Source organism: Synechococcus sp. H55.9, assembly GCF_047462355.1.
GTDB lineage: Bacteria > Cyanobacteriota > Cyanobacteriia > Thermostichales > Thermostichaceae > Thermostichus.
In genome coordinates this window covers 19,010-31,396 of sequence record NZ_JANSJB010000003.1, presented here as the reverse complement: position 1 = coordinate 31,396, position 12,387 = coordinate 19,010, and the positions used below count along the sequence as shown (strand labels likewise).

Sequence of the window (12,387 nt, the reverse complement as noted above, 5' to 3'; positions counted from 1 at the left end):
TGCCGGCCCTGGCGCGGCAGGCCATCGCCCACTACTTCGCCACCGGCCAGGTGCTGCCCGCCCCAGAAGAGATCCCGCCCCACTGGCGGCGCCCGGCGGGAGTTTTTGTTACGGTGACCAGGGAGGGACGGCCCCGCGGCTGTTGGGGCAGCTTGGATCCCGGCGGCGATCTGGCCAGGGCCACCATCCGGGCGGCGGTGGGGGCTGTTACCCGCGACTGGCGCTATCCGCCCCTGCGACCTGGGGAGCTGGAGTCGGCGTCCATCCAGGTGGCCATCGTGCGACGGGTGGTGCCCATCCCCTCGCTGGAGCAGGTGGATCCCACCCGCATGGGCCTGTTCATTCGCACGGGCACGCGGGGGGCGGTGTTGCTGCCCGGAGAAGCCCTGACAACGGAATGGCAGCTTTCCACCGCCAAAAGGTTGGCCGGGATCCCTGCGGATCAGCCAGTGGAGCTGTTTCGCGTGGAGGCGGAGCTGCTGCATGAGTTTTGAGGCCCAACCCGACCGGTGGCTGGCGGCGGTGCTGGGCAACACCCACGTGCGCTGGGGCTGGTTTGTGGGGGAGACCTTGGTCAAGGTGGAACAGTTCCCTGCCCACCGGCCCTTGTCCTGGCCGGAAGAGACGGAGCTGTGGCTGGCTGCCGTTGGCTCTGCCCCTTTGCCGCCGGGATCCCCGTGGGTGCATTGCCTTGGACTCTCCCAGGTGCCGCTGCGGGATCCCTACCCCGGCCTGGGGCTGGATCGGGCGCTGGCCGTCTGGGCTGCCGGCATCCACTACGGCTGGCCCTGTCTGGTCATCGACGCCGGCACCGCCCTAACCCTGACGGGGGCTGACCCGGAGGGATCCCTGCTGGGAGGGGCGATCCTGCCCGGCCTAGGGCTGCAGGCACAGGCACTGGCCGACCACACCGCCCGCCTGCCCAAAGTGGAGTGGGAGGCAGCGGATCCCTTGCCCCCCCGCTGGGCCAGGGACACTGGGGCTGCCATCCGCAGCGGCATTCTCCACACCCTGCTGGCCGGCTTGCAGGACTTCATCGCCGACTGGCGGCGCCGCTTTCCCCAGGGGCCCCTGCTAGTAACCGGCGGCGATGGCGAGCTGCTCTACGCCCACCTGCGCCCCCTGGACAGGGAACTGCACTGGGATCCCCACCTGGTGTTGCGGGGGATTGCCGGCTGCCGTCAGTTGCACCGCGCTGCTCGGCAGTTCCCTGGTGCAGAATAGAAAACAGTCGCTTGGGGGCTTTTTATCCCCAACCCTAGAGCTCGCTCAGGCCTCGAAGGACTCTGTCCTGCTAGCGCAAACGGAGCGGGCAGCTTCTCTACCTCTTGGCAACCCAGGGATCCCATGGCCAACGGCAACTCCTTCGGCGTCTTGTTTTGCGTCACCACCTACGGCGAGTCCCACGGGGGGGCGGTGGGGGTGGTGGTGGACGGCTGCCCACCGCGGCTGCCCTTGAGCGAGGCCGACATCCAGGCGGAGCTGGATCGGCGCCGCCCTGGCCAGAGCTCCATCACCACGCCGCGCCAGGAGGCGGATCGCTGCGAGATCCTCTCCGGGGTTTTCCAGGGCTTTACGCTGGGCACGCCCATCCACATCCTGGTGCGCAACCAGGACGCCCGCCCCCAGGACTACCGCGAAATGGCCACCACCTTTCGCCCTTCCCATGCCGACGCCACCTACCAGGCCAAGTACGGCATCCGCAACTGGCAGGGGGGAGGACGGGCCTCGGCGCGGGAGACCATTGGCCGGGTGGCCGCCGGGGCCATTGCCAAGAAGATCCTGCGTCTGGCGGCAGGGGTGGAGATCCTGGCCTATGTGCAGCGGGTCAAAGACGTGGAGGCGCAGGTGGATCCCAGCTCAGTAACAGCCGAGCAGGTGGAAGCCAACATTGTCCGCTGCCCCGACCCAGAAGCGGCGGCGGCAATGATTGAGAAAATCGAAGCAGCGGCGCGGGAAGGGGATTCTCTCGGGGGAGTGGTGGAGTGCGTGGCCCGCAATGTGCCCCGCGGGCTGGGCTGCCCCGTGTTTGACAAACTAGAAGCCGACCTGGCCAAGGCGGTGATGTCGCTGCCGGCCAGCAAGGGGTTTGAGATTGGGTCGGGGTTTGCCGGCACCTACCTGACGGGCAAGCAGCACAACGATGAGTTTTACATGACCCCCAGCGGCTGGCGCACCCGCAGCAACCGCTCCGGCGGCATCCAGGGGGGCATCAGCAACGGGGAAGATATCGTCCTGCGGGTGGCCTTCAAGCCCACCGCCACCATTCGCCAGCCCCAAAGCACGGTCACCCTCGACGGGCAGGAGACGGTCTTGGCGGCGCGGGGGCGCCACGATCCCTGTGTGCTGCCGCGGGCGGTGCCGATGGTGGAGGCGATGGTGGCTTTGGTGCTCTGTGACCATCTGCTGCGCCACCACGGCCAGTGCGGATCCCTAGTCTTGCCGGAGGTGCCCATTCCTGCCGTTCCTGTGCCCCACAGTTAGCGGCAGCCGGTCGGAGCCCTTGCGGAGATCCTGATTGCGCCAGCGGGATCGAGTCTTTGTATCCTGAGAAAGAGGCGGGATCCCTGCTCATGGCCAAGGCCAAAACCGTCTGGGAGTGTAGCCAGTGCGGCGAGCGCTATCCCAAGTTTTTGGGCCGCTGCGACAACTGTGGCGCCTGGAATACCCTGACGGAGGTGGTTCTCACCCCCTCTCCCAAGTCTGGGTCACCCCAGCGTCTTGTCCCCCCGCGCAGCCGCGGCAGCGGGATCCCCCAGGCAGCCCTTCCTCTCGCTCAGGTGCACTCGGATCGCCACCCCCGCCTTTCCTCGGGCTTTGGCGAGTTCGACCGCGTGTTGGGGGGCGGCATTGTACCGGGATCCCTGGTGTTGATCGGCGGCGATCCGGGCATTGGCAAAAGCACTCTGCTGCTGCAGACTGCCGCTCATCTGGCCAAGGGCGGGCCTGTCTTGTACGTGTCGGGGGAGGAATCGGCCCAACAGATTAAGCTGCGTGCAGATCGCCTCGGCGGGACGGAGGGGCTGGGGATAGAAAGCGAGCAGCTCTACCTATTGGCCGAGACCGAGCTGGAGGCCATTCTGGCCGAGATCCAGGCTCTGCAGCCGCAGGTGACCATCATTGACAGCATTCAGGCCATCTTCTGGGGGCAGCTTAGCTCAGCGCCGGGATCCGTCTCCCAGGTGCGGGAATGTGCCGGCCTCTTGATGCGGGTGGCCAAAAAACTGGGGGTGGCCCTGCTCATCGTTGGCCATGTCACCAAAGATGGATCCCTGGCCGGGCCCAAGGTGCTGGAGCACTTAGTGGACACCGTCTTGTACTTCGAGGGGGATCGCTTTCAGAGCCACCGCCTGCTGCGCGCCGTCAAGAACCGCTTTGGGGCAGCCCAGGAAATCGGCGTTTTCGAGATGACTGCCTCTGGCTTGGTGGAAGTAGACAACCCCTCGCAGCTTTTTTTGAGCAGCCGGGATCAGGCCACGCCAGGAACAGCCACCATCGTCGCCTGTGAGGGCACCCGCCCTTTGGTGGTCGAGGTGCAGGCCCTGGTCAGCCCCACCAGCTACAGCTCCCCCCGCCGCACCGCCACCGGCATCGAGCCCAACCGCTTTCTGCAGATCTTGGCGGTGCTGGAAAAACGGGTGGGGATCCCGCTTTCCAAATACGACGCCTACATCGCCTCCGCCGGCGGCATCCAGGTGGCCGAGCCGGCTGCCGACTTGGGGGTGGCGGTGGCCGTGGCCGCCAGCTTCCGGGATCGCCAGGTGGATCCCTTTACAGTCTTGATTGGCGAGGTGGGCCTGGGGGGACAGGTGCGCCCGGTGCCGCAGTTGGAGCAGCGCCTCAAGGAAGCCGCCAAGCTGGGGTTCCGCCACGCCATCATCCCCAACAGCCCTGTTTTGGCCGACGCTGGCCTGCGCCTAAGCCGGGTGCAGCGGCTGCTGGAGGCCCTGCTGGTGGCTCTGCCCAGCTCCGAGCCTACCCAGTGAGAGGGGATCCCCAACTGGCCCAGCTCGGCAGTCGATCTTCCGCCGAGAACCAACCTGCGGGCAAATGTCATATCTATAGCGTTATATAGTAAAGTCTTATGCAAGGACAGCGACTCGATCCCTGCTCGGGTGGGCACCCTATCCTACAGACACTGGCGAAAGATACTGACCAAGGATCGACCTATGGCGTTGGTGGCCCTGTTTATCTTCGTGGTGTACCTGATCGTCTCCCGCTTGAACGCCCAAGCAGAGCGCTAGCTGCTCTCCAAAAGGGATCCGGCCAAAGCTGAGGAGGTCTGGCAGGATTTTTTGTCTCTTGCTCTGCTCAAGGAGGCAAGCCCAGGGTTGGGCTTCTGTCTCTGGCGTGGGATTGGAGAAGCTCTCTGGTCACCCTTTTCCCAGCAGCCTTTGCTACCCTCGAGATGGTTTCATATCGGCTGATCGACAAACAACCGAGCAGCCCCTAGCAACCCTGCAAGGGATCCCGGCATCATGGTTTCTGCACCTTCTAGCCCCCTCAAGCCCTCGACACCAGCAGCGGAGTTTCCACCGCCGCCGCCACCGGATGTCAGCGACCTGACAATCGAGGACGACCAGCCTGTGGATAGCATCTACTCAGAGAAGCTGCAGCGCCTGCTCACCAACGCCCTCTACGCTTCCTTTCAACCCAGGGCCAAAGACAGCGGCGAGCCGATCCCCTTCTTGGCCACGGCCAACGTCGGCCTGTTCTACGCCCTCAAGCTGCCGCCGCTGGTGCCCGATGTCATGCTCAGCCTGGAGGTGGCTCCCCCCGCCAGCTTCGAGCGCAAGGAAGATCGCACCTACTTCGTCTGGGAGATGGGCAAGCCCCCCGACGTGGTCATTGAGATTGTCTCCAACCGCGAGGGGGAAGAGCTGGGCCGCAAACTCAGGGACTATGCCCGCGCTGGGGTGGCCTACTACGGGGTGTACGATCCTTTGCGGCAACTGCGGGAGTTACAGGGATCCCCGCTGGTTCTTTTTCAGCGGCGGGGGGGAGAGCTGGTTCCCTTCGATTCCACTTGGCTGGAGGAGATTGGCCTGGGCTTGACCCTCTGGCAGGGATCCTTCGAGGGCGTCAACACGGAATGGCTGCGCTGGTGTGACCGAGAGGGCCAAGTTTTGCCCACCGGCGAGGAAAAGGCCGCCCTAGAGCAGCAGCGGGCCGAAAGAGAACGCCAACGGGCCGAAAGACTTTTGGAGCTGCTGCGTTCCCACGGGATCGCGCCGCCGGAAGAGTAAAAAAAGGATCCCGTCCGTTCCTGAAATCCTCTATTCCCTTTACTCCTATGTCCACTCTCCCCAGCAGCAGTGAAGCCGCCCAACGGGCCGCCCGTCTCGAGAAAGCCCGCCACCTGCAGGAGCAAGGGATCCTGCCCTATGCCTATTCTTTCCCGGTTACCCACCTGGCCGCCGAGTTGCAGGCCCAATTTGCCGATCTCGAGCCCGGCGCCGAGCGGGAGGATGTGCAGGTGGCCGTGGCCGGACGGATCCGGGCGCGGCGGGTCATGGGCAAACTGGCCTTTTTTACCCTTCAGGATCGCTCCGGCACCATCCAGCTCTACCTAGAAAAGCAACGGCTGACGGAGCACATGGGAGAGCTGGCTTTCAAGAACCTGGACAAGCTCCTCGACGTGGGCGACTGGCTGGGAGCCAAGGGCTGTCTCAAGCGCACCGAAAAAGGCGAGTTGTCGGTGCGGGTGGACGAGTACCAGGTGCTGACCAAGGCGCTGCTGCCCCTGCCCGACAAGTGGCACGGCCTACGGGATGTGGAGAAACGCTACCGCCAGCGCTACGTCGATCTCATCGTCAACCCCGAGGTGAAGCAAACCTTGCTCGACCGGGCCAAGATCGTCCGCTCCCTGCGGCAGACCCTGGAGGAGCAGGGCTTTGTGGAGATCGAGACGCCGGTGTTGCAGGTGATCCCCGGCGGGGCGGAGGCGCGGCCTTTCATCACCCACCACAACGCCCTGGATCTGGATCTCTACCTGCGCATCGCCACCGAGCTACACCTGAAGCGGCTGGTGGTGGGCGGGATCGAGCGGGTGTACGAAATTGGGCGGGTCTTTCGCAACGAAGGCATCTCCACCCGCCACAACCCGGAGTTCACCTCGCTAGAGGCCTATCAAGCCTTTGCCGACTACCACACCATGATGGAGCTGACCGAAACCCTGGTCTGCAACGCCGCCCTGGCGGTACGGGGATCCCTGCAAATTACTTACCAAGGGGAAGCCATCGACCTCACCCCACCCTGGCGGCGGGTGACGATACAGGAGTTGGTGGAAGAGGCCACCGGCATCTTCATCGACGTGGAAAAGGGATCCACCGCCGAGCTCTTGCCCGCCCTGGCCGAGCAGGGGATCCCCGATCTCTCCCCCCAGGACTCCCCCGGCAAGCTGCTGGTCAAAGCCTTCGAGCACTGCTGCGAAAGCCGTCTGCGCCAGCCGACTTTTGTTCTGGACTATCCCCTGGAGGTATGTCCGCTCACCAAGCCCCACCGCAGCAAGCCGGGGTTGGCGGAGCGCTTTGAGCTGTTTATCGTCGGGCGAGAGACGGCCAACGCCTACTCGGAGCTGACCGACCCGGTAGACCAACGGCAGCGGCTGGAGGCCCAGGCGGCCCTGAAGGCAGCCGGAGACGAAGAGGCCCACTTTCTCGACGAGGACTTCCTCACCGCCCTGGAGTACGGCCTTCCTCCCACCGGCGGCCTGGGCATCGGCATCGACCGTCTGGCGATGCTGCTGTGCGACGCCCCTAGCATCCGTGATGTCATCGCCTTCCCGCTGCTGCGACCGGAGACGGGAGAAGGTGCGGAGGAGGCTTGAGTGGATCCCTAGAAAGGGAGACTGGCCTCTTCCAAAAGCCGACCTTGGTACTCCTGGATCTGGAGGGCAGCCTGGAAATCCTGGCAGGCCCCCTGCCAATCCCCAGAGGCAGCCCGGGCCAGGGCGCGGTTGTAGTGAGCGTTGAGGTGGCAGGGGTCGATCTCGATGGCTTGGGTGTAGTCGCGGATGGCCGCCGAGAAATCCCCCTGTTGGGCGCAAGCCCAGCCGCGGTTGTTCAAGACCCAGACGCGCTCTTGGGGATCCAGCTCCAGTTGCAGCAGTTGAGTGTAGTCTGCCAGAGCTTTGTCCGTCTGCCCTGCGCGATCCCACAAGAGAGCTCGGCAGAGCAAAGCAGTGCGCTCCTGTGGGTTCAAGGCCAGGGCCTGCGTGTAGTCGGCAATGGCCAGTTCAGGGCGATTGGCCTGCCGATGCAGATCCCCCCGTTGACGGTAGGTCAGGGCCGCATCGGCCACTCCCCAGTCCCGGTTGAGACCCAGGGCTTGGTCGAGATCCGCCAACGCCCCCTGTTTGTCTCCCAAAGCCAGATGCACCCTTGCCCGCAGGGCAAATCCTTGAGAAGACTGCGGCTGCTGCTGGATCAGCGCCGTGAAATCCGCCAGCGCCCCGGCCAGATCCCCCCTCTCTTGGTGACACAAGCCCCGGTACAGCAGGGCGGCCGTGACCAGCGCTTCCGGAGCCCCGGGGCCGGCCAGCTCCAAGGCCCGATCCAAATCGGCCACCGCCCCCTCCAGGTTGTGGCGCAGGCGGCGAACCTGGGCCCGCTGCAGGTGGGCTTCCAGAGAGAGCTTCTGTTCCCCCTCTTGGGCCTTTTCCTGGATGAGCTGGTCAAAGTCGGATTCGGCCTGCGCAGGGTGCCCCAGCTCCTTCAAGAGGGAGCCGCGGGCCAGGCGGGCCATCCCGTGGTGGGGATCCCTTTGCAGCAGGCGGTCGAGATCGGACAGGGCCGCTTCCTTCTGGCCCAACTGCAGCAGAGTTTGTCCCCGCTGCCACAGCGCTTCCCTATGGTCGGGATCCTGCTGCAAAACCCGGCTGAGATCCTGAATGGCAGAAGCCAAGTTGCCCATCTGCCGATGGGCCATGCCCCGTCCTAACCAAGCCGTCCAGTCTTGGGGATCCTGCCGCAACACCTCATCGTAGTCGGCAATTGCTTCCTGCCACCGGCCCAATTGCCGATGGAGCTCGGCTCGCTCTTGGCGCAGATCCCGCCGCTGCGGCTGCAGGCGCACCGCCTCGTTCAACTGCTCTAGGGCCGCCTGCAGATCCCCCGTCTGAGCGTGCACCCGCGCCAGATCTCGGCGAATGTCCGCTTCGGCCACGGTTGCCCCCAGCGCCAAAGCCTGGTGGTAGTCTTGGATGGCCCCCGGCCCATCTCCCAGGGCAGCCCGCACCTGGCCACGATGGAAATAAGCCAAGCCTGATTGAGGATCTCCTTGCAGAGCTTGGTCGAAATCGGCCAGCGCCCCCTGCCAGTCCCCCAGCCGCTGTCGCACCATGCCGCGGCCCAGATGGGCATTCACCAAGAGCTCCGACCCGCGCGGGATCCCAGGCCGGGCCGCCCATTGCAACACCTGCGAGAAGTCCTCACAGGCTGCCGACCAATCTTCCCGCTCCGCATGGAGTTGGCCGCGGTTGAAGTAGAGCTGGGGGTTTTGCGGATCCCGCTCCAGAGCAGCCGTGTAATCCTGTAGGGCCGCCAGCAGATCCCCCAGCAGCCGATGAACCCGCCCGCGGCTGCTGTAGGCACCGGCATCTTGGGGATCCAAAGCGATGGCCTGGCTCAAGTCCGCCAGAGCCGCGGCGACGTTGCCCAAATCGAGCTGGGCAATGCCCCGATTGAGGTAGGCTTTGGCCATCTGGGGATCCAGCTCCAGGGCACGGTTGAAGTCTGCCAGGGCGCCGCCGGGATCCCCCAGCCCCTGACGGGCCAAGCCCCGGCAGAGATAGGCCCGCGACAGCTTGGGATCCAGGCCGAGGGCCTGTTCACAATCGGCCAGCGCCGGCTCCAGAGCGTTGTTGCTCAGGTGGGCCATGGCCCGCTGCAAGTAGAGATCTGCTTGGGCAGCCGCCTCTGTCCCAGAAAGTTCGCCCGTTTCCGCAGCCCGCAGCGCTATGGCCTGAGAAAAATCTTCAACAGCCCCCTGGGGATCCCCCAACACTTGTCGGGCCAGGCCCCGCCGGTAATAGGCTTTGCCCTGGCCAGGATCCAACTGCAACGCTTGGGTGTAGTCCTCGACAGCCCCCTGCAGATCCAGCAACTGGGCCCGCGCCACCCCCCGGTTGAAATAAGCCTCTCCATCCTGTGGATCCCGTTTGATCACCTCGGAAAAATCTGCTGCTGCCCCCTGTGCATCTCCCAGATGGCCGCGCACCACGCCGCGGTTGAAATAGGCCCGCACATCCTCTGGGTTGAGCTCAATGGCCCGCGAATAATCCTCAATGGCCTGCTGCTGCTGATTCAGTTGCCGGTAAGCATTGCCGCGGTTGTAGTAGGCCACCGCCCATTGCGGGTTGAGGCGGAGAGCCTGTGTATAGTCGGCAACAGCCCCCTCGTAGTCCTCCAGCCGGTAGCGGGCGATGCCCCGGTTGAAATAGGCGCGGGCATCCCCTGCCAATTGAATAACTTGGGTGTAGTCTGCGATAGCCCCTGCCAAGTCTCCACTTTTGTAGCGGGCGCTGCCCCGCTGGCTGTAGGCGCGGCTGTTGCGGGGATCCAATTGAATGGCCAAGGTATAGTCGGCAATTGCTCCCTGGAAATCCCCTTGGCGGGCTTTCTCCTGTCCACGGGTCAAGAGGCGCGCTGCCAGAACTTGATCCACCGCCAGAACAGCTTCGTCAGGACTGGGCAGCAGGGGCCGCAGCGCCTCCAGCACCTCAGCCGCCGACTGAAAGCGCTCTTGCCAGCGGGGACAGATCATGCGATCCAAAATCTCCGCCAGCTCCTCGCTGACCTGAACCAGATCCCGCCAGATAAGCTGGCCGGTGCGGGGATCATCCCGGATCTTCTGAGGGGGACGACCGGTGAGGGCTTGGATAGCCAGAACTCCCACGGCGTAAAGGTCGCTGCAGGGCTGGGGCTTGCCGTTGAGCTGTTCCGGCGCTATGTAGCCCACCGAGCCGATCACCGTCGCCAACTGGGTCTGGCCGGGGGCAGGGCTGACCAGCCGTCCCACCTCTTTCACCGCCCCAAAGTCGATCAACACCAACTTGCCATCAGCATCGCGGCGCATCAGGTTGGCCGGCTTGATATCCCGATGGATGATCTGGTGGGCATGCACATGGCGCAGGATCTCCAAAATATCCCGCAACAGTTGCAAAACCTCGGCCTCGCCCAGCGGCTTGCCCGGGATCAGCTCCTGGCTGAGATCATGGCCGGCAACAAACTCTTGCACCAAGTAAAAATCCTGATCCTGCTCGAAGTGGGCCAGCAGGCGGGGCACTTGGTCGAAGTGATTGAGCTGGTTGAGAACCTTGGCTTCCCGCTCAAAAAGCTTGCGAGCCGTGGCCAGCGTGTAGGGATCCGTAGAGAGGGGGCGAAGGCGCTTGACGACGCAGGGGCTATCGAAGGTGTCTTGATCCACCGCCTTGTAGGTCACACCAAATCCCCCTTCCCCGAGGGGATGGAGAATGCGGTAGCGCCCCCTGAGCACAGTTCCCGCCCTGATTTTGTCTTCCATAGCCAAGCCGGTCACCTGAGCAGCGCAGCCTTTTGCTGTTTTGCAGGCTGGCTCGATTCTGCCACAGGCTGGCCCCCTTGAGCGGAGAGCCCCTGGCTCGGCGGTTGGCGGGTGTCTTAGTCTGGCTGGAGAGAAACCGCGATCTGGCCTCGCCGTTCTTCAAAATCGCCGACCAACAGTCTCACCTCGATCTGCCATTCCCCCGCCAGGGCCAGGGGCACATTCTCCACCCCAAATTGGCCGGGCCCAGCCGGCGCCACAGTGCGGCGTAAAGGGGGGATCCCCTGTTCCGGCAGAGAGAACCCAAGGGTCAGCTCCTGGGCCGGGATCCCTTTCACTTCAACCCGAATTTCATTCTCCCCAGGACGACAGGGCAGAATCCTCAGGTGCAAGTTGCCTTCCGGCCAGCTCAATTTCTCCTGGCAGGACGAGACTACCCCAGGGCCAGGGGGAGCCTGGGCCACGAGGAAGCTGGTCAAGGCCAGCACCAGAACGAGCCCCACCAGCTCTAGGCGGACGATCCGGCGCAGGGATCGAGCCGCCGCCCAGACCCCCGACCGCAGCGCCGGCAGCAGCCGCAACTTGTTGTGGGCGGCCAACCCTAGGATCATCAGCACCAGCAGCAGCTTGGCCCAGAGGTACTGACCGTAGGGATGATCCCAGTCCCAGCCGCGGTGGATCCCGCCCATTCCCACCCCCGCCAGCACCAGCCCCGGCACGGCCCAGGTGGCCACATCGGAAAACCGCTGGATGAGGCCTACTGCGGGGGGAGTCAACTCAAAGACTCCGTCCCGCTGGCGCGAATGGCTTAGCAGGCGCTCCAGCCCCCACAACCCCCCCAACCAAAAAGCCGAGCCGGCCAGGTGCAGCCCCAAGAGGGCCATTGTTGCTACTGGATACTTGCTGGTGAGGGCATGGCCGATGGGCAAAAACGAGCCAATCACCGCCATCGACCCCAATCCGCTGGCCCAGCCAGGGCCGCCCTCGCAGGCCCAGATCAGGATCCCCAGCCCCACCAGCCGCAGCCCCGTGCCCCAACCATAGGGAGAGGCCAGCACGCTCAGCAGCTCCGGCCCGGCAAAGTGGGGGTAGAGCTGGGCCAGGTGCAAACTCAAAGCCACCGGCGTCAGGCTGAGGGTGAGCCAGGCAGCCGCAAAAGCCCAGGCCTCGGCAGAGAGCTCTATTTCATCTGCAGCGCCCGACCGCCCCCGCACCAGCCGCCACCAGCCCAGCACGCCCACCACAAACAGGCTGCCCAGGTAGATCCCCCAGCGCACTCCCACCAGCGGCCAATAGAAGGGATCCCCCGCTTGGGCTGCCCTTGGCGCTGGCAACAGCCCCGGATCCGCCGTCCCCACCTGAAAGGCAAACGAACCACTCACCGGATGAGAATCGGCAGAGATGGCCCGCCAACTGACGATGTAAACCCCTTCCGGGATCTCCGCCGGCAAATCCCCCTGCGGTGCGTTGCCCGTGCCGACCAAGTTTTCCAGGGGCAGCACCTGGCCGTTGCCGTCCAGAACCTGGAGCTGCGTGAGCTGCACAGGTTCATTGAAGACCAGCCGCACCTGCGCCGGCGCTTCCTGCAGCATCGCTCCATCTTCGGGAAAGGTGGAGAGCAAGCTGGCATGGGCAAAAACGGGCTGGATCCCGCCCACCCACAGCAGGGTGCCCAGGAGACCAACCCGAATCCAGAAGAGGATCCCCTTTTGCAAAAAAGACATGATTCCAGCGGCAACCCGGCTAGCGAGCGCCATGGCCGTGGCCGTGGGTCTCTCCTTTGTCCGTCAGCTTCAGCAGCGGCGCCGGCTCTGGCAGGTTTTTGGGATCCTCCCCCGGCTGCGCCACCTGGATCCAGCGGTA

The 12,387-nt window shown here is 64.6% G+C and carries 8 protein-coding genes; 6 read left to right on the top strand and 2 right to left on the bottom strand.

All coding sequences use genetic code 11. The features are described from left to right. From NW857_RS00910 to lysS, 6 genes are all read left to right on the top strand, one after another. Positions 1-494 (top strand): AMMECR1 domain-containing protein (locus NW857_RS00910; RefSeq protein ID WP_414367722.1); only part of this gene is annotated, 494 nt, incomplete at its 5' end. Then, positions 484-1,224, top strand: a complete 741-nt coding sequence (locus NW857_RS00905) for a pantothenate kinase (RefSeq protein ID WP_414332922.1) — start codon at positions 484-486, stop codon at positions 1,222-1,224. The genes NW857_RS00910 and NW857_RS00905, both read left to right, overlap by 11 nt. 123 nt (positions 1,225-1,347) lie before the next feature. Continuing rightward, the gene (aroC, locus tag NW857_RS00900; RefSeq protein WP_414332920.1) at positions 1,348-2,484 is read left to right on the top strand and encodes a chorismate synthase; all 1,137 of its coding nucleotides are present in this window, start codon (positions 1,348-1,350) and stop codon (positions 2,482-2,484) included. Between the two features lie 89 nt (positions 2,485-2,573). Further along, positions 2,574-3,986: a DNA repair protein RadA gene (gene radA, locus NW857_RS00895; protein ID WP_414367738.1), complete on the top strand. Its 1,413-nt coding sequence runs from the start codon at positions 2,574-2,576 to the stop codon at positions 3,984-3,986. Between the two features lie 492 nt (positions 3,987-4,478). Beyond that, the gene (locus NW857_RS00890; protein ID WP_414367720.1) at positions 4,479-5,246 is read left to right on the top strand and encodes a Uma2 family endonuclease; all 768 of its coding nucleotides are present in this window, start codon (positions 4,479-4,481) and stop codon (positions 5,244-5,246) included. A gap of 47 nt (positions 5,247-5,293) precedes the next feature. Further along, positions 5,294-6,829 carry a lysine--tRNA ligase gene (gene lysS / locus NW857_RS00885; protein WP_414332918.1) on the top strand — a complete coding sequence of 512 codons (1,536 nt, stop codon included), beginning with the start codon at positions 5,294-5,296 and terminating at the stop codon, positions 6,827-6,829. Between the two features lie 8 nt (positions 6,830-6,837). Here lysS and NW857_RS00880 read toward each other — a convergent pair whose 3' ends face one another. Both NW857_RS00880 and NW857_RS00875 read right to left on the bottom strand, forming a co-directional pair. Beyond that, entirely contained in the window at positions 6,838-10,524 is a 3,687-nt protein-coding gene (locus NW857_RS00880) for a tetratricopeptide repeat protein (protein WP_414332916.1), read from the bottom strand. Positions 10,525-10,640: 116 nt separating this feature from the next. Continuing rightward, complete coding sequence (locus NW857_RS00875; RefSeq protein WP_414367718.1) at positions 10,641-12,248, bottom strand: copper resistance CopC/CopD family protein; 1,608 nt, start codon at positions 12,246-12,248, stop codon at positions 10,641-10,643. Positions 12,249-12,387: the final 139 nt, after the last annotated feature.

What these genes read in the sequence shown, in the direction of transcription:
- NW857_RS00905 (WP_414332922.1), top strand. Translation starts at nt 484, where the DNA reads ATGAGTTTTGAGGCCCAACCCGACCGGTGGCTGGCGGCGGTGCTGGGC.
- aroC (WP_414332920.1), top strand. Translation starts at nt 1,348, where the DNA reads ATGGCCAACGGCAACTCCTTCGGCGTCTTGTTTTGCGTCACCACCTAC.
- radA (WP_414367738.1), top strand. Translation starts at nt 2,574, where the DNA reads ATGGCCAAGGCCAAAACCGTCTGGGAGTGTAGCCAGTGCGGCGAGCGC.
- NW857_RS00890 (WP_414367720.1), top strand. Translation starts at nt 4,479, where the DNA reads ATGGTTTCTGCACCTTCTAGCCCCCTCAAGCCCTCGACACCAGCAGCG.
- lysS (WP_414332918.1), top strand. Translation starts at nt 5,294, where the DNA reads ATGTCCACTCTCCCCAGCAGCAGTGAAGCCGCCCAACGGGCCGCCCGT.
- NW857_RS00880 (WP_414332916.1), bottom strand. Translation starts at nt 10,524, where the DNA reads ATGGAAGACAAAATCAGGGCGGGAACTGTGCTCAGGGGGCGCTACCGC.
- NW857_RS00875 (WP_414367718.1), bottom strand. Translation starts at nt 12,248, where the DNA reads ATGTCTTTTTTGCAAAAGGGGATCCTCTTCTGGATTCGGGTTGGTCTC.